A 17,659-nucleotide genomic window follows, 5' to 3' on the forward strand; every position below is an offset into this window, starting at 1 on the left:
TATTTGCTGACTAAAAAACAAGGTCATCTGAAATCTTTTTAAATACTCTTGATTTTATCTCTTTTCATCCAAAAACCGATCAAAATCACTCTCAAACAATCTATCCTGCACCACCCGATATTATCTCAAAATTGCTCAATGCGTGGGTTTTGGCGATTTCGGCGGTGATTTCTCCTGCGTCTTGCAAAACCGTGCGGTCGGTAAATTCTAAAAAGCGGTTGAGATGCGCTTCCCAATCCGCCATGGTCATCGGGATTTGGCGGGTTGCCATGTCTTCGGCGATGTCCAAATAGGCGGAAACGAGGCGTTGCAGTTGTGCCATTTCGCTTTCGGTCAGGTAGTTTTTGGTGACGGTTACGTCAAATTGCTGGATTTTGCCGTGCGGCGCGTCTTTCCAAGTGGTTAACCCCATATTTTATCGGCATTTGCTCTGTGGTAAACCACTTCGGCAGCAGTTTGCCCGTGAATCGCCCAATGCAGCTTGTTTTGTACGGTGGCGAAAAAGCGTTTGGTGGTAGTGGCGTTGCGGTCGTAGTCAATGGAAGTGGCATAAATATCGGTGATTTTTTGGTAGAACTTGCGTTCCGACAGGCGGATTTCACGGATGCGGGCGAGTTGTTCTTCGAAGTATTTTTTGCCCAAAACCGTACCGTCGTTTTTCAGGCGTTCGTCGTCCATCGCAAAACCTTTGATTATAAAGGATTCGATGATTTGCGTCGCCCATTTGCGAAACTGCACCGCCCGTTCGGAATTGGTTTTGTAGCCGACGGCGATAATGGCGGCAAGGTTGTAGTGATTAGTTTGGTAGTTTTTGCCGTCATCGGCAGTTACTCGAAATTTTCGAGTAACTGATTTTTCATCTAACTCATTGCCTGAAAATATTTTTTGCAAATGATAAGTAACTGTGTGTGATTTTATTCCGTACAACTCCGCCATCATTTTTTGCGACAGCCAGATATTTTCATCGGCATAAACTGCATTGACACTGATGTCGCCCGTCGCAGCGATAAAGGTCAAATATTCTACAGCTGATGAACGTATGATTTCTTGTTGCATAAGATCCCTGAAAAATCGGTTAATTTGCTTGTTATTATAGCATTTTCTTTGTGTTTTTTATTTTTAAATAAATATATTTGAGTTAGTTGAGCAAGGTAATGAATTACAGAAAATTCATAAAGAAAAATTAAAATTTTTGCTTACTCAAATAGCAATTAAAAAAAACAAGCGGTCAAAATCTGCAAATTTCTTGCGAATTTTGACCGCTTGTCTATTTATCTTACACCCTACAACCCTACACATCTCTCGGTTGCCAGTCGCTGCCTTTGAGTGGTGGGAGCCAAGACGGGCCTTGTAATTGCTGTTGCCAGAGTAATTCTGGGTAGCGGTAGTCGGCTTGGCGTTCTGGGTCAATGGTGGTTTGGATTTCGTCTTCTCGTCCTGTTTTGATGAGCGTGGCGAAGTTCGGGTTCATCATTACCGCTTTGCCCACTGCCAAAAATTCCGCCCAGCCTGTACCGAGTGCTTGTGCGAGTTGGTCAGCGGTAAACAGGTTGCCCACGCCAATCAGCGGTAATCTGCCGTTTAGGCGTTCGTGTACCAGTTGCATACGAGTGAGATTGGTGTTCGCCCCACGGCGTGCTTTTTTGTAGAAATCCCACAGTGACATATGCAGATATTGCAACGGTTTTTCCACCAACGCATCAATCAGGTTGAACGTATCCGCCATTGTTAAACCGTTATCGCCCGGTTCTTCCGGCGAGAAACGGTAGCCGATGATGAAATCTGGGCGATTGTGTTGCGTTCTTGCAGCAAACACCGCATCGACCACCGCTAGAGGGAAACGCAGGCGATTTTCTAAGCTACCGCCCCATTGGTCTTGGCGTTGGTTGGTTTTTGCCGAGTAGAATTGTTGTAGCAAATAGTCATTCGCCCCGTGGATTTCCACGCCGTCAAAGCCCGCTTGAATCGCCAATTCGGTCGCTTGTCCGAAGGCTTTGATAATTTGCTCGATTTCGCTTTCCGCCAATGCTTTCGCATTGTTCATTGCCGTAGGAGCAACAGGTTCCGCCGTCTGATTATAATCAGAGGCACGAATACCGCCGTGGTGAATTTGTAAAATCGCTTTCGCCCCTTGAGATTTGATTAAATCTGCAAGCTGAGTCAGGCGTGGCAAGTTGTGCGAGCTAATTGCATAAGGTTGCCCCGGGAACGTTTTGCCTTCAATCGCCACCAACGTCGCCGCCGTGATAAATAGCCCGAACTCGGTCGCTCTGCCGTCAATAAATTGGCGTTCTTGTTCGCCGAAACTGCCATCTTGGTTCGCACCGAAGTGGGTCATCGGCGCAACCGCTAGGCGGTTTTTAATTTCTACGCCGTTGTTGAGCGTAAAAGGTTGAAAAAGGGGTTGATATGCTGCTTTCATCTTGCTTTCCTTCAAATTAATGTTGGTCAAATGGGCGATATTGCACTGGAATCCAGCGGTAGCTGTTGCTGTCTTTTTCCGCTTGTAAATGACCCAAGCCCGGGAATGGTAAATGTGCGCCTGCGATCAACGGTTTTTGAGCGGCAATTTTCGGTAACATTTCTTGACGAGTTTTACGAGCGGCATCGGCATTCGCATCAAACTCAATCGCCACTTCTGGGTGAGCCATTTGCACGGCGTGGTTGTGCATTAAATCGCCCCATACCAATAAGGTTTCACCTTTTGAGCTAAATTCAAACCCGCTATGCCCCGGCGTATGTCCGAAAAGCGGGATAGATTTTACATTCGGGAACACTTCATCGCCAGCGTTGTAGAATTTCACTTTATCCGCTTTTTGGTACGGTGCGACCGCCGAGCGAGCCAGCTGTACAAGCGGTTGAATTTCTTGCGGAAGTTGCGAAATGTCCGCATCTAGCCAAAACGCTTTTTCTTGGTTTGGCAAGTAAATGGTTGCATTTGGGAACGCCATTTTGCCTTCTGCCACCACGCCATTTAGGTGGTCGGCGTGCATATGGGTTGGCAGAATGATGTCGATTTGCTCAGGTTGGTAGCCAGACGCTTTCAGGCTGTCCATCAAACGCCCTTTTTTATCAAGGAAAATCGGGGCTTCCACCTCGCCTTTGCCCGCATCAATCAAAATCAGATTATCGCCTGTGTTCACCAAAAAGCCGATGATCGTACCTTCCAAACCGCCCAAATGGGTGCGTGGGGCAAATTCGTGATCGAGCATTGCATCAAGTTCCACTTTGCTGAACGTGGTGAATTTTTCCATTAGCGACATATCAAGATTACCCAACCCGTCATACAGCGCGGTGACTTCAAAATCACCGACCATTACACGGAAATAGCCCGGCACTTGGGTTTTCTGCATTTTCACCGCATTTTTCGCTGGGGTGTAAGCAGGTTGTGCCATTGTCGGTAAAGCGGTTAAGCCGAGTGTTGCTGCCACAAGTGCGGTCAAAATATTGGTTTTTTTCATCGAAATTCTCCTTGCCTTACAGGGTTCTTTTTGCCATTGCTTCGGCATCATCAATCATAATTTTACCACCGCCAAAGCTCATATTTTCCAACGGTAAGGCGTAAATCAATAACGAAATATCATCTTGCCCGATACCCACTTTTTCCACCGCATATTTGGTCACGAGTTCTACCAACTTGCGTTTTTCCTCCACTGTACGAGACGTGCTAACGTCCACTGTAACAACCATTCGCTTGTCGGTGCGATTCATATTGGGGAAAGTTGGGTGAATGAAAAGTTCATCTTCCTTATGCTCGCTGATAATCACAAAACGGTCATCCATTGGCGTGTTGAGCGATTCGTGCAATGCTAAAACAAAGGCATCCGCCAATGCGGCTTTTTGTTCGCTGTTGAATTTTCCTGCTGGAACGTGTGCGTGAAATACTGGCATCATTTTCTCCTTGTGAGATTAAGTTTTAAACAGTTTAACGAATTGATGTGTACATTTTATCCTTGGTTTTTGTGTGAAAATAGGGGTAAAATGCAAATCATTGTTTATTTATGCACAATAAAAGATGACAAATTTAGACTGGAACGACATTCACTACTTTCTGCAATTAGTGGAAAAACAGACGCTCACGGCAACGGCGAATGCGTTGGAAGTGGAACACAGCACGGTTTCACGCCGTATCGAGCGGTTGGAAAAACAGCTTGGCTTGCATTTGTTCGACCGCATTAACAAACGCTATTTACTGACCGCAGACGGCGAACGGCTTTATGGCGAGGCGAAAAAATTGCAATTCAACATTCAGCAATTTACCCAAGCCGCCCAAGACAGCCGTCAAGCCTTGACGGAAGTGTTGATTTCCGTGCCACCTTTTGTCGCTAACGGCTTGCTTGCCCCTTTGCTTGGCGAGTTTTACCGCCGTTTTCAGCATATTCGGTTGGTGCTGGTCAGCGATGTCAGCCAAAGTAGCCTACATCAACGCCAAGCGGACATCGCCTTGCGAATCGTGCCACCCGAGCAAAATGATTTGGTTGCCCGCCGCTTGTGTGATGTGACTTATCATTGGTACGCCCACCGAGATTATCTCGCCCACACGCCTGAAGCGGACTGGCAGTATCTCGGATTAAGTCTAAACGGCAAAAGAGTGCAATGGGTTCATCAGCAGCTGCAAGGCAAGCCAGTTCGCTTTTCGAGCAACGATTTTCTGCTGGTTCAATCCGCCATCCAGCAACAGCTCGGCATTGGCTTATTGCCGACGGTTTATGCGAAAAATCCTGACTTCACGAGAGTGGAACAAATGGAAGCTTTAACCACACCGCTTTATTTGATTATGCACCAAGACGTCCGCCAATCCACCCGAGTGCGAGAAGTAGCAGATTTCTTGATTGAGGTGTTGGGGAAATAGCATATTTAGAGACAAGCGGTTAAAATCTGCAGAAAATTTGCGAATTTCGATCGCTTACGTTTTTATCTCATTTCTAATACCGCTCTAAATCTTACTTCACCATCTCTCATTCGTTCAAAAGCGGTTTTTGCCTGGCTTAACGGATAGCGTTCAATTTGTGCTTGAATATGGCTTAGTCGGCTGAATTTCAGCGTTTTTTCATTTTCCAGTGGTGTGCCTGTTAATGAACCTATCACGCTCCGTTCGCCGCCCACAAGTTGTCCGATAGATAACGCCAATGGCGTTTTATCAGCCCCAAGTATCACCAATTTTCCTTGTGGGGCAAGGGCTTTGGCGATTTCGGCAACGGTGTCTGCGTGATTTATGGTACTGATGATCGCTTTTGCACCGCCTAAATTTTGTAATTGTTGGACGACATCATCGCCAGTGAAATAATGATCTCCCCCCAATGCTTTTATATGCTCGGCAAGTTCGGGTTTTCTACCGATAGCCACTACTTCAAAGCCCATTTTAGCGGCATATTGCACCGCCAAATGCCCTAATCCGCCCACTCCGACTATCGCCACTAAATCGCCCGCTTCCGCCCCACTCTTTTTTAAGGCATTAAAGGTTGCCAAACCTGCACAAAGTAAGGGGGCAGATTGTACGGCATCTAATTCATTAGGCACGGACACAAGCCCTGTGTGCCTTGCCAACATATATTCGGCATAGCCACCGTCAGCCGTTGCACCGATAATAGCCTGATGAGGGCAAAGGTTAAATGCACCGCTACGACAGGTGTCGCACTCGTTACAATGCCCGCCCAATCGCCCTACGCCAACTCGTTGTCCGACAAACCAGCGTTTCGGCATATTCTCGCCGACCGCTACAATTCGTCCGATAACTTCGTGTCCGACTACTCTTGGCACTTTGGCATTTGCCACATCGCTTTTATCCGCCCCGCAAATACCACAAGCCTCCACTTTAATTAACACCTGTTCGCTCTCTGGGGTTGGGATCGGTAGGCGAACTTCCTTCAATTCGTCGTCAATCGCTTGAAATGCAATATAAGTTTTCATTTTTTCTCTCCCAATAATGCTGTTAAGGCAATATCCACCGCTTCAATCGCCCCTGCAAGATAGCCACCAAAATTCGGCGACCACTCTGTTGCCACACCCCACAGATTATTCTGCCAATCGCCTTGGGTAATGCCATTTTGCCCTGCGAAAGGGTGGTTGATATTCGGATTAGTGTCTATCGCTGTGGCGATTAACGGATCTTTCGCCCAGTCCTTGATAATTTCTTGCTCAGGATTACCCGCTTGCTCGCCGAATAAACGCACTAATTCGGCACGGCAATGGGCTTTTAGCGTGTCATCATCCACATTCGCTCGTGTTTGTGCAGGTACGGCAAAAAAGCCGAATAAAGCAGATTTGCCATTAGGCATTGAAATATCGTGGATTTCGCTCAATGCTCCTACTTGACTAAATGCCGCCCCCGATAAATTCTGCTCACGCCAAAACGGACGATCATAGACCGCAATATACTTGGCGTGCGGTGCCATCCACGTCGGCGTATTTTGCCAACGTTGCCATACTGTTTCAGGCAGAGCTGGGCTAAATTGAATTTGAGCTGCCAAGCGTGGCGGTAATGCAAGCAACACATTTAGAGCGATAAAATGCTCGCCTGATTGTGTATGCACTACACTTTGCTCGCCTTGATGTTCAACTTTGATGACCTTTTGGTTCATTTGTAATTTATCCAAAGAAATTGACCGCTTTAAGGCATCAATCAAGCGGGATATTCCGCCTTCCAGTCGCCAAGATTGGGGCGATGACACAAAGCCACGAATACGCTGAACATTATTCAACGCTCGCTCAATTAACATATCGCCTTGGTCGTATTGGGTAAAGCGGTTAAGATTAAGTTTATCGATCAATGCCACCAGTTTAGGTTGAAAATCCGCCCAAAACCAAGTTGCCCCTAAATCAAAACCGCCTGCTGTTGCCTGCACCCGCCCACCTAATTCGTGATTGGCTTCTAACACAAGAAAATCGTGAATGCCCTGTTCTTGCAAACGATATGCCGCATACAGCCCCGCCAAACCGACCGATGATAATGGTGTGATAGTTTTTCATTGTCTTTCCCCACACTTAAAAAAAGTACAAGCGGTCAGTTTTGCAAAATCTTTTGTAAAACTGACCGCACTTTTATTAGGCGATTAACGTCCAGCCATTACACCGCCGTCCACAGGCAAGATTGTGCCAGTAATCCAGTTTGCGTTATCACTGGCAAAGAACAACATCGCTTCGGCGATATCAGTCGGGGTACCGTTTCTGCCAAGTGGGTGGAAGTTGTTGAAAGTCGGCAAGGTTTCTTTTACTTGCTCATCACTCATAAATGTATTGTAAATAGGCGTTTCCACGACCGCAGGGGCAACGGTGTTAATGCGAATATTGTCTTTGGCAAGCTCAATCGCCAAGTTTTTGGTTAAAGCGTGAACGCCTGCATTCGCCACCGAATACGCCGCAGACGGTGTCGCACTAATCGCTTCTAATGCCCACAGCGAACCTGTTTGCACAATCGCACCGCCACCACGTTTTTTCATGGCTTTGGCGGCTGCCTGTGCCATAAAGAATTTGCCTTTTAAAATGGTATCCAAGAACCAATCATACTCGCTCTCATCCACGTCCAAGAATGGTTTGGGATTAAATACGCCTGCATTGTTAATCAAAATATCCACGCCACCAAATTCACGTTCAGCCGTTGCTACCAAGCCTTTGGCTGTGGCAGGTTTAGCGATGTCGCCGGCAAAAATGCGGACATTTGCACCGCTTGCATCAATCTCGTTTGCCGCAGTTTGTAACTTCGCTTCATTGCGACCGCCAATCACGACTTTTGCTCCTGCTTGCACTAAACGTTTAGCGATTTCCAATCCCATGCCGGAACCGCCGCCTGTTACGATTGCCACTTTATTTGAAAAATTGTACATTTGAACTCCTAAATAATTTCTTAAATTGATTAAACGCAAGACTGTGTTGCGATGGCCGTATTATGCGGATATTGATGGTATGGTACAAACGAGATAAAATTGGATTCTAATAAAGAAAATCTTTATTTTGTTTGGGGGGATTTTATGCTTTTAGATGATTTAGAAATCAGACAAGTTCGTGGTTTGACAGACGAGCAAGTTAATTTAGCAAAGGCTTTTATCAAGGGATCGGTTTATTGTTGGGTAAAAAATAAAGTTGATGAGCCATTTTCCGTGCGAAATTTATTTGGTGGTGTCAATACCGATTGGCGTGATACACCATTGCATGATGTTTGGCATAAACATATTAAAAATGGTAAAAGCTGTGATGAAGCTTATGACTTGGCAAGAAAAGATGTCGGTTGGTTATTAAGAATGGTGTTGCATGAAGATAAATATAGAAAATTTTCTTCACGAAAAGAAGATTTGACGAGCATTTATTTTTGGGAAAATAGAGAAGAATTTGAACAGTGAAAAACATTACTCCCTATCTAAAAGCCCTAAAAGCCTTTGAAACCACTGCTCGCCACCAAAGTTTTAGTTTGGCAAGTGATGAATTATTCGTTACTCCTGCGGCAGTAGGACAGCTTGTTAAAAGTCTAGAAGACGCTTTGGGCGTGCCTTTATTCCATCGTCGAGTGGGTGGAATTAAAGGTGGACAAGTACGGCTTACCCTAACCGATACCGCCAAAAATGCGTTGCCGGATATTCAGGCAGGCTTTGCTCGTTTGGAGCAGGGGTTTACCAAATTAACGCCCACCGATGATAAACAGCTTACCATTACCGTCAGTCCAGCATTGGCGAGTAAATGGCTGTTGCCACGTTTGGAAGATTTTCAACATCAGTACCCTGATATTGATGTACGTTTGCATACGGATAGCCGTCATAGCGATTTTGGTATACTGGGTATTGATGTGGGTATTCGATACGGTATGGGGGATTGGGCTGGTCTGATTGCGACAAAACTCATGGATGAACAGATTTTCCCTGTGTGTTCGCCCGAGTTTGCCAAAAGATTTTCTTTATTTGATATTGAACATTTGCTTGGGGCAACACTTATTCATGACACCACGCTTGATGAAGCACAAGGTTTTATGAGTTGGGCAAAATGGTTTGAATTTGTCGGCTTGCCCACGCCCACCATTTTTTATGGTCTAAAAATCAACAGTTCATCGGCGGTTTTACAATTCGCCATAGACGGACAAGGCGTGGCATTGGCAAGAAGTGTCATGGCCCAACAAGACTTACAAAGTGGGCGATTGATACGCTTATATCCTGAATATGAGTATCCGTCTAAGCTGTGTTATTTTGTGGTTTATCCTAAGCATAAAGCGGATAAAATGGCGGTTATATCTTTTAAAAATTGGGTTTTAGACATGGCAAATTACAGATTTGTAGTTTAATCACAATTAACCCCAAAAGTTGGTAGCCTTTGGGGTATTTTTTTAGATAAAGTCTCTCATCAAATCATCAATCAAAGCTTGCACCGAGCAGATTTCTTTAATGTAGGTAATGCCGTTGCCGACAGAAATGTAGCCGTTTTCCAAATCGCCTTCTAACATACCTTTACGCATACCGACCGTACCTTGCATGAGAGCTGAGGCTTTTACGCCACGTTCAGGATCACGGTTGTCTTCCTCAACCATTTTCTTCACCAGTTTGGTTGGCAATGAGCGATAATAAGAATTGAGTGTTTGTGTGCGGTAAATGAGGAGATCTTCGGCACTACTTTCGACTAAAAGTTGTTTTACATTTCCAGCGGTTGGGCTTTCGTGGGTGACTAAAAATGCTGTGCCGAGGTAAATACCTTCCGCCCCGAGAACGAAAGTTGCTCTCACACCACGAATTTCACTGATTCCTCCTGCTGCCATAACGGGGATTTTTAGTGCATCAGTGATATGGCTAATCACAGAAAACGTTCCCATTGTTTGGCTTGGCACACTACCGCTTTCATCAAAATCGGTTACTACAAGCACATCCGCCCCCAAACCTTCCGCTTCAAGGCTTGAGGCAATCGTTGGGTTGAAAGCACGATAGATAATCTTGATACCGGCTTGTTTGAAAGCAGTAAATAATTCGGGATCTAACGCCACATTGATCAGTACCACCGGCACTTTTTCTTCCAAAATAAGATCACGCATTAACGGAACCATCGCCGGATTTTCAGAAATCATCACAGGTACAGCGAATGGTTTGTCGGTCAAGGTTTTAACCTTGCGGATTTCCGCACGCATACGCTCAACCACTTCTTCGTTTGAGCTTGAATTGGTAGTTTGCCCTGCGTGAGGTCCAAGCATACCTAAACTGCCAGCATTGCGGATTGCTGCGACAAATTCAGCGTTAGTCAGCTCATTGCGCCTTGTACGATAGGGTATTTGATGCCTAAAATTGAGGGAATACGAGAAGTAAAGTTCATATTTTTCTCCTACTTAATTTAAAATCAAAATGAGGTTTTCAGTTGGTCTGAAAAAAATGAAATTATTTTAATGATATGATTTTATTAGTATTTTTACAAACTTAAACTTAAACTTAAACTTAAACTTAAACTTAAGATAAGAGTATATTTTCAAATTTGAAAATATCTTCAAATGACTTAGTTTCAAAAGACACTAGTTTGTTTTCAGCAAATGATTTTCCATAGATAAGGCAGTCGAGACATTTCCATAGCCACAAAAGATTCAATTTGGTGGTAACAGTTACATTTATTGCTTAATCATAAAAACATTAAGATCAATGAAAGTCATTCCAAAAATGAGAAAATAAAATGGATCTAAATGCAGTAAGAATGTTTGTCGGTGTGGTGCAAGCGGGCAGTTTTTCTAAAGCGGCGGAAAAGTTACAAATTCCGATTGTGACCATTAGTCGTAATATTCGAGAGTTAGAAAATCAGCTTAATACGCAGTTATTAGAACGTGCTAAAATGGGTGTAACGCCAACTCTTGCGGGGCAGAAGTTTTATGAACAGAGCTATTTAAGCATTGATATGTTGTTAGGGAGTGCACGCTTCACTCCGATGAGAAGGAATTAAGAGGCAAATTACGCATTGCTACGCCACCGTTTTTTATTCCGGCATGGGGTTATATTGCGGCGTTTCAAAAGCAATATTCGAATGTAGAAGTACATTGCTCGGTAAGCGGTCGCATTAGTGATTTTTTCGCCGACCGATGGCATTGATGTGGCGTTTCGGTTAGGGGATTTGCACACCGATAATGTGATTGCCAAAAAGATAATAGAAGTTGGTTCAGCATTGGTTGCCACGCCTGAATTTATTGCCCAGTTTGACAAGCCAGAAACATTGCCAGATCTCGCTCATTTCCGCTATGCCACTTGGGGGAATAGCTGTTCGGTCGGCTCGCTGAACATTTTTACCGCCCCTATTCCACCTCTGACGATGAGTTTTACCAGCAATGATTTGCAAGTGGTGCTTCATTATGTATTGCAAGGTTTGGCAATTGGTATTTTGCCGCCTTATGCCGTGCAAGAAGCACTCCAAGCGGGCGAATTAGTTGAAATTTTTACAAATCAGCCGAAAAAGCGGCACAATGTTCATTTGATTTACCCGTCGCATAAACATCCTTCTGCTGTGTTAAAAGCTTTTGTGGAGTTTTGTTTGAAGCATTAAAAGTGCGGTCAAATTCCTTAAAATTTTAATGTTCCGCAAAATTAGCCAATGTTATTAAAGGCTAAATATTTGCGGATACTTTCATCTTTGGTGTAGATAAATTCTTGTATCGCCAACACTTCAAGTTTTGCATAGTGTTTTTTAAGCACATCCTCCGCTGAATATAGTACTTCGCCACGTGTGATACGCTGTGCCATACTGGTAAATACACGCTCAGTTAAAAAATCTAACTCAGAATAATGAGATAGTGCGCTATTTTGTGTCAACCAATTAAATAGCGACAGAAATTCTTGTGGGAAAATCGGTTGATATTGAGTAATGTTCGCCAAGATTTCAGCTTCAACCTGTACAAGTACTTGCTTAAACAAGCGGGTAAAATTTTTTGCGATAATATGGACAATCACAATATTCGACACAATCCCTTTAAATCGCCCTAAATCCTTGGCAAGTAACGGATTTAAGAAATTCTCGCGCCGATCTGTTGTGCTATCAATAAAGCGATGTAGCCTCGCACCGTTTTGAATATGACTAGCCTCCGCTAAATCTTCAATATAGTTTTAATTATCCAACAAGTAAATTTTTCACTATTTACGACCGCTTGTATTTAGACTTCCACCCGCTTACCGATGTCTTTGAGGTTGGAAAACTCTTCCAGCAATCTCGGGGCATCGTCAAGGCTCATGGCGAAAGTCCAAAGGTAGGTGATGACAGCATAAATATGTCCGGCTTGTACGCCTTGCGTGGTAGCAAGTTGCACCACGGTCACGCCGAATAAAATCGCAGCTGAGACACCAATCCATAAATACCCCATTGCTTCTCGGTTGGATAAACGAATACGTAATTTTGCTAACAAGTCATAGTGTTTATCAAGCTGATAGGGGTCACTTTTTTCAATCATTTGTACTTCTTTTTCTAAGCGATTATTCAGTTTTAAATAGAGTAAATCGTTCGTTTTGGCGTATTTTGGCAACAAGATCATGAAAAAGAATAAAATAGCGAAAGCTGTCACTCCCGACCAAAATTCAATCAGTAATAACATTAGTGCCGCCCCGATAATCGAAAAACTCGACATGATTAGCGTAGGGAGGTGTTGTTCGAAAAAATCAACGAATTGGCGAGATAACGCCACGCGAGCGGTAATCGCAGAGGTATCTAAACCTTTTTCTCGCTGATTAAGTACCACCGGTACGGCAAGTTCTGCATAAATACGGGCGAAAGCTCGAGTATCTATCGCTCGACGTGTTGCACCAATACCCCAAATAACCAAGACCACTAACGAATAAGTGAGCGACAGCCAAATATCACCTTGCATCATCGCATTAACGGCAAAGCTACCAAACAGCGGGTAGGTTAGAAATAAGATATTCTCAAGCGTTACGAAAAAGAAAGTGATAAATAATCGCCGTTTATTATTTTTTGCAATGGATTTTAAATTATCAAGGGCATTTGTCTGCATATTAAATTCCTAAATTTTGTCATGTTGAAGGCGCAAAAGTATAGAAGAATACTCCTGTACTGACAAACTATTCCGCTAATTCGGTTTGTTCGTGTGCCATTAATTCTTGCCCAACATCATCAAGTAAACTTAAATAGCGTTCATATTGCTTCAATATATCAGCGATGAGTTCATCCTGATCCATATATTGCACATCGTATCCTATGCGCCCATCGAAGAAATAAGAATATGGCTCATAAGTGGTGCTATGTTGAATATGCGGCAAGTTTTCATCATTAATTAATTGTTTTGAAACTTTATGCCCTACGGATTTAATTCCATACATAAAATCACGCATTGATTCTTTTTGGATGATCAATTCAACCGCCGGTTCATCTTGCTCAAATAAAGTATTCACCTGAACGCTTAAGTTATATTTGCCAGTCAGTTCTTGGCGTAGCTCACGCATAGCAGGCAGGGCGGTATGTTTTAAAAAACGGAGAATGTCTTTCTCTTGGGTTTGATTCATCATCTGCTCTAAGCGTTCTTTCCATTTTTCTCCTGTCCAAAAAATACTGGTTGGGTTCACTTTGGTCGCAAAATATTTTTTATCGGCATTTAACCCTTTCCACAAACTGAAACACATGAGCAACATTAAAAGGGCAAAAGGTAATGCCACGATTAAGGTCATCGTTTGAAGATTGGCTAAACCGCCCGATTGCATTAAAACGATTGCAACCACAGACATTAATACGCCCCACATCACCGCTTGCCATCGTGGCGAAGTGATACTTTTATCACGTGAGGCGATGTTATTTAATACATAAATCCCCGAGTCTGCCGAAGTGATAAAAAATAAAGCGATAACAATTAAACTCACCAAACCTGTGATAGTTGGTAAAGGCAGATAATTTAAGAATTTGAAGAGTAAAATTTCAGGTGATGAAATCATTTCACCGAGCGACCCAGATGCGGCTCCGTCATTTAACCAAATCGCCGTATTACCAAATACGGTAAACCAGAGAATACCGAATAAACTAGGAATGATTAGCACGCCAAAAATAAATTCGCGAATTGTTCGCCCTTTGGAAATACGCGCGATGAATAAACCGACAAATGGCGCCCAAGAACACCACCACGCCCAGTAAAGGATCGTCCAGCTGCTGAACCAATCGGTATGTTCTTGTTCATATACATAGGTTTTAAAGCTAAGTTGCACTAAATTGCTGAGATAAGTGCCGATATTGTCGCTAAATGCAGAAAGCAGATAAAGCGTTGGTCCGGTTAATAATACGAAAATAAGCAGCGAGAACGCTAAGCTGAGATTTAATTGGCTTAGCATTTTTACGCCTTTTCCTACCCCTGAAATAGCAGAGAAAATCGCTAGGCTCATTACAGCAACAATAACAATAATTTGTAAGCTGAAGTTATTTTCACTGATCCAACCTATTTGATGTAACCCTGCACCTAATTGAGATGCGCCAAAACCTAATGTGGTAATAATACCGAACAGAGTGGCAAGTAACGCCATAATATCGATAATATCGCCGATTTTGCCATTGATACGATCTTTGAATAATGGGTAGAAACAAGAGCGTAATGCTAAGGGTAATTTATAGCGGAAACCAAAATAGGCTAAGGCTAACGCGATCATTCCATAAACAGCCCAAGCGTGAATTCCCCAGTGAAATAGGGTGTGTAACAGGGCTTCTTGCTGTTTATGTTCCGCAGCACCGGTCGTAATTTCGGAAAGATAATGGGTTAGCGGTTCTGCCACACCGAAAAACATTAATCCCACGCCCATACCGGCGGCAAAAAGCATCGCTAACCAAGAAAGAAAACCAAATTCAGGTTCTTCTTCATCATTACCGAGCTTAATATTTCCTAAGTTACTCACTGATAAAATGAGAAGAAAACTTAAAAATACTGAAAATGCTAAAACGTAAAACCAACTAAAATGCGCAAAAATACCAGCTTTTGCTTGGTTTAAAAGTGATTGCGTTTGTGTCGGTGCAATTAAAATCATCAACATCAATAACAAAACAAAAAATAACGTCAAACCAATCACAAAAGGATTAAATGACGTTCGCTTTTCTATAAATTGAGATAAAGACAAACCCTTTCCCCTTAAAAATTAAGTAGATAAATTTAAAAAATCGATTTAATTCACATTGCCCTCAGGCAAAAAAGTGTGCAGTGGAGCCACTGCGATGACAGCACATAGAAGTGCGATTTTGATGGAAACACTCAGTAGGAATTGAGAGATTGTTTCTGAAAATTGTGAAAACTATATCAAAAAATATGGATTATTTCAAATTAGTAGATATTTAGGATAAAAGTGCGGTTAAAAAACATTGGATTTTTTCGGTATTATGTATCCAATCGCACAAGGAGAATTCTACATCCAATATTTATTTGGGGCGGGTGCGTTGAGCTTTGCGTAACGCACCGTTTAATCTATTGGCGCATCACGGCTTCGCCTAACGCTACCCTACAGTGATTTGTGCTAATGCCGGATTTTTTAACCGCACTTGTTGAAGAAAAACAAATTAACTGATTCTTTCTTCGATAATGCCACCGCCTAAACAGACTTCATCAAGATAAAACACGGCGGATTGACCCGGTGTTACCGCTGCTTGCGGTTCATCAAAGGCTACTCGAATGGTCTCATCATCAATAGGTTCAATGACACAAGGAATATCCGTTTGGCGATAACGGGTTTTGACCGTGCAACGTAATGGCCGGCGAATCGGTTGACGCTCAACCCAGTGGAGTTGTTTCGCAATTAATCCGTTGGAAAATAAACGGGGGTGAGCCTGTCCTTGTGCAACGATTAATTCGTTATTTTCTACATCTTTATCCACCACATACCAAGCTTCATCGCCGGCATTTTTTAAACCGCCAATGCCTAAACCTTTGCGTTGTCCCAATGTGTGATACATTAAGCCATCGTGACGACCGATCACTTCACCCTCTACGGTGCGAATGTTACCCGGTTGTGCCGGTAGATAACGTGCGAGGAAATCTTTAAATTTACGTTCACCGATAAAGCAAATACCGGTGGAGTCCTTTTTCTTTGCCGTGATTAATCCTAACTCTTCCGCAATTGCACGCACGATTGGTTTTTCTATTTCCCCGACAGGGAATAGGCTTTGCCCTACTTGTTTATGGCTCAAGGTGTATAAGAAATAACTTTGATCCTTGTTGGCGTCCAATCCGCGTAATAATTTTGCGTTAGTATCATCACCTGTGCGGCGTACATAATGCCCTGTTGCAATATAGTTTGCGCCAAGATCTTCCGCCGCATATTCTAGAAAGGCTTTGAATTTGATTTCTTTATTGCAAAGAATATCGGGATTTGGTGTACGACCGGCTTTATATTCCGTTAAGAAATGCTCAAACACATTATCCCAATATTCTGCGGCAAAATTGATTTTATGTAATTTTATACCGAGCTTGTCGCATACGGCTTGGGCATCGGCTAAGTCAGCGGCGGCGGTACAATAATCCGTATCGTCATCTTCTTCCCAATTCTTCATAAACAAGCCTTCCACTTGGTAGCCTTGTTGTTGAAGAATAAAAGCGGAAACTGATGAATCTACGCCGCCTGACATTCCGCAAATCACTTTTTTGGTTGCGTTTTCGGCGAGTTGTTCTTTTGAAAGAACTGGAAAATTATTTTCGTAAGTAATTGACTTCATATTTATTAATTTCATTTTTGAGGAAAAGAAATAAGCTCTTCTCTAGAGCATATTTCAAAATCTAAAATTTTAGTCTGAAATCCCTTGAATTCCACAATGATAGAGTGCCCTTGTACACCAATCACTAAGCCTAGCCCAAACTTTTTATGTATTATTTTTTCCCCTATGAGATAGCTATTTGGATTAAATGTATCTGTTTTTAATTGAAGTTTAGGTTTAGCTGCTTTCTTTATTTCAGTATTCACTTGAATATCAATTTTTTCAGAATAATAATCACAATGAGCAGAGCTAAAACATCTTATTCTTCGTAAACAGCAATATTTATTATCAAAATGCTTACAACGTCTTTGATGGCGGCGTAGATCATCTGGGGATTTAGAAAGATAACTTATATGCCAAGGTGAACCAACTAATTTATTAATCTTTCCCATAAATATTTTGCTCCTAATTTCTGACTCTATTATTCTATCTATCTAACTAAGTCTCACCATGAGTAATCAGCCCTCGATTAAAAGCGAGACGTGTTGCAGATTTAGAGCCTAAAAGTTCAGTTTCTCCTTCTTCTTTCAAAATATCCTGCATAAGTTTCCAAGCAAGCTCATGGCAAATTTCAAAGCTTTGGATTATGCCTTTTTTAATGACTTCAATCTCAGTATTACCGTATTGTGTAACTTCATTAGATAAATAGGTTACTGATTTTTGATAATTTTGAAAACGTTGTTTCCAACGAACTTCTTGCAACACAGTCCCCCTTTGAAATATTTTATTAATCTGAATTTATTTTACTTCGTAGAATGGCGAATCCTCATTTTTCTTCGTAAATTTTTGTTCATATTCGGCTTTGGCTTGTTCATCACCTGCATCAAGTTTTGATTGAAGCGTATCACATGGCTTATCACAATCGCAGGCTTTGGCAATACCAAGTGTCGATAGGCCGCCACAGCTACCTTTCAAACTCTGCTTTTTGATAATGAATCCGATAGACATCAATAAAATGATAGCAATGAATGCGAGAAGCGTAAAAAATAAAGTTTGCATA

The 17,659-nt window shown here is 42.7% G+C and carries 18 protein-coding genes and 2 pseudogenes; 5 read left to right on the forward strand and 15 right to left on the reverse strand.

Features of this window, described 5'->3' with window-relative positions; translation table 11 throughout:
- Positions 1-54 precede the first annotated feature (54 nt).
- The 4 genes and pseudogenes from IHV77_RS08255 to IHV77_RS08270 all read right to left on the reverse strand — a co-directional run bounded on the left by IHV77_RS08255 (position 55) and on the right by IHV77_RS08270 (position 3,894).
- Positions 55-1,056, reverse strand: a pseudogene (locus IHV77_RS08255) (virulence RhuM family protein).
- 235 nt (positions 1,057-1,291) lie between these two features.
- Positions 1,292-2,422 carry an NADH-dependent flavin oxidoreductase gene (locus IHV77_RS08260; protein WP_194811498.1) on the reverse strand — a complete coding sequence of 377 codons (1,131 nt, stop codon included), beginning with the start codon at positions 2,420-2,422 and terminating at the stop codon, positions 1,292-1,294.
- A 16-nt stretch (positions 2,423-2,438) separates the two neighbouring features.
- Positions 2,439-3,461, reverse strand: a complete 1,023-nt coding sequence (locus tag IHV77_RS08265; protein WP_194811499.1) for an MBL fold metallo-hydrolase — start codon at positions 3,459-3,461, stop codon at positions 2,439-2,441.
- 16 nt (positions 3,462-3,477) lie between these two features.
- Positions 3,478-3,894, reverse strand: coding sequence for a tautomerase family protein (locus tag IHV77_RS08270; RefSeq protein WP_228550002.1), 417 nt, complete (start codon positions 3,892-3,894; stop codon positions 3,478-3,480).
- Between the two features lie 121 nt (positions 3,895-4,015).
- Between IHV77_RS08270 and IHV77_RS08275 the strand changes: the two genes are divergently transcribed.
- A complete protein-coding gene (locus tag IHV77_RS08275; protein WP_194811500.1) occupies positions 4,016-4,852 on the forward strand; it encodes a LysR family transcriptional regulator in 837 nt (278 codons plus the stop codon).
- 62 nt (positions 4,853-4,914) lie between these two features.
- Here the strand turns inward: IHV77_RS08275 and IHV77_RS08280 are convergent, their stop codons facing one another.
- The 3 genes from IHV77_RS08280 to IHV77_RS08290 form a co-directional block, all read right to left on the reverse strand.
- The gene (locus tag IHV77_RS08280; RefSeq protein ID WP_194811501.1) at positions 4,915-5,910 is read right to left on the reverse strand and encodes an alcohol dehydrogenase catalytic domain-containing protein; all 996 of its coding nucleotides are present in this window, start codon (positions 5,908-5,910) and stop codon (positions 4,915-4,917) included.
- Positions 5,907-6,935, reverse strand: coding sequence for a flavin monoamine oxidase family protein (locus IHV77_RS08285; RefSeq protein ID WP_228550003.1), 1,029 nt, complete (start codon positions 6,933-6,935; stop codon positions 5,907-5,909). Before IHV77_RS08285 ends, IHV77_RS08280 begins: the two co-directional genes overlap by 4 nt.
- A 117-nt stretch (positions 6,936-7,052) precedes the next feature.
- A complete protein-coding gene (locus IHV77_RS08290; protein WP_194811502.1) occupies positions 7,053-7,823 on the reverse strand; it encodes an SDR family NAD(P)-dependent oxidoreductase in 771 nt (256 codons plus the stop codon).
- 99 nt (positions 7,824-7,922) lie between these two features.
- On the opposite strand from IHV77_RS08290, the gene IHV77_RS08295 reads away from it, so the two are divergent.
- Entirely contained in the window at positions 7,923-8,336 is a 414-nt protein-coding gene (locus IHV77_RS08295) for a hypothetical protein (RefSeq protein WP_228550004.1), read from the forward strand.
- Positions 8,333-9,265: a LysR substrate-binding domain-containing protein gene (locus IHV77_RS08300; RefSeq protein ID WP_194811503.1), complete on the forward strand. Its 933-nt coding sequence runs from the start codon at positions 8,333-8,335 to the stop codon at positions 9,263-9,265. Before IHV77_RS08295 ends, IHV77_RS08300 begins: the two co-directional genes overlap by 4 nt.
- A gap of 42 nt (positions 9,266-9,307) precedes the next feature.
- On the opposite strand, the pseudogene IHV77_RS08305 reads toward IHV77_RS08300, so the two are convergent.
- Positions 9,308-10,278, reverse strand: a pseudogene (locus IHV77_RS08305) (NAD(P)H-dependent flavin oxidoreductase).
- Positions 10,279-10,626: 348 nt separating this feature from the next.
- Between IHV77_RS08305 and IHV77_RS08310 the strand changes: the two are divergent.
- Entirely contained in the window at positions 10,627-10,890 is a 264-nt protein-coding gene (locus IHV77_RS08310) for a LysR family transcriptional regulator (protein WP_194811504.1), read from the forward strand.
- 117 nt (positions 10,891-11,007) lie between these two features.
- The gene (locus tag IHV77_RS08315) at positions 11,008-11,484 is read left to right on the forward strand and encodes a LysR substrate-binding domain-containing protein (RefSeq protein WP_194811505.1); all 477 of its coding nucleotides are present in this window, start codon (positions 11,008-11,010) and stop codon (positions 11,482-11,484) included.
- Between the two features lie 41 nt (positions 11,485-11,525).
- Here IHV77_RS08315 and IHV77_RS08320 read toward each other — a convergent pair whose 3' ends face one another.
- The 7 genes from IHV77_RS08320 to nqrM all read right to left on the reverse strand — a co-directional run bounded on the left by IHV77_RS08320 (position 11,526) and on the right by nqrM (position 17,658).
- A complete protein-coding gene (locus IHV77_RS08320; protein WP_194813264.1) occupies positions 11,526-12,035 on the reverse strand; it encodes an ACP phosphodiesterase in 510 nt (169 codons plus the stop codon).
- Between the two features lie 53 nt (positions 12,036-12,088).
- Positions 12,089-12,940, reverse strand: coding sequence for an ABC transporter six-transmembrane domain-containing protein (locus IHV77_RS08325; RefSeq protein WP_194811506.1), 852 nt, complete (start codon positions 12,938-12,940; stop codon positions 12,089-12,091).
- Positions 12,941-13,007: 67 nt separating this feature from the next.
- Complete coding sequence (locus IHV77_RS08330; protein ID WP_194811507.1) at positions 13,008-15,035, reverse strand: BCCT family transporter; 2,028 nt, start codon at positions 15,033-15,035, stop codon at positions 13,008-13,010.
- 433 nt (positions 15,036-15,468) lie between these two features.
- A complete protein-coding gene (gene mnmA / locus IHV77_RS08335) occupies positions 15,469-16,620 on the reverse strand; it encodes a tRNA 2-thiouridine(34) synthase MnmA (RefSeq protein WP_194811508.1) in 1,152 nt (383 codons plus the stop codon).
- An 11-nt stretch (positions 16,621-16,631) separates the two neighbouring features.
- On the reverse strand, positions 16,632-17,051 hold the full coding sequence (locus IHV77_RS08340; protein WP_194811509.1) for a hypothetical protein: 420 nt from the start codon (positions 17,049-17,051) through the stop codon (positions 16,632-16,634).
- Between the two features lie 46 nt (positions 17,052-17,097).
- Entirely contained in the window at positions 17,098-17,364 is a 267-nt protein-coding gene (locus IHV77_RS08345) for a nucleotidyltransferase substrate binding protein (RefSeq protein WP_194811510.1), read from the reverse strand.
- 33 nt (positions 17,365-17,397) lie between these two features.
- The gene (gene nqrM, locus IHV77_RS08350; RefSeq protein ID WP_194811511.1) at positions 17,398-17,658 is read right to left on the reverse strand and encodes a (Na+)-NQR maturation NqrM; all 261 of its coding nucleotides are present in this window, start codon (positions 17,656-17,658) and stop codon (positions 17,398-17,400) included.
- Position 17,659 lies beyond the last annotated feature (1 nt).

The organism is Rodentibacter haemolyticus, from assembly GCF_015356115.1.
Lineage (GTDB): Bacteria > Pseudomonadota > Gammaproteobacteria > Enterobacterales > Pasteurellaceae > Rodentibacter > Rodentibacter haemolyticus.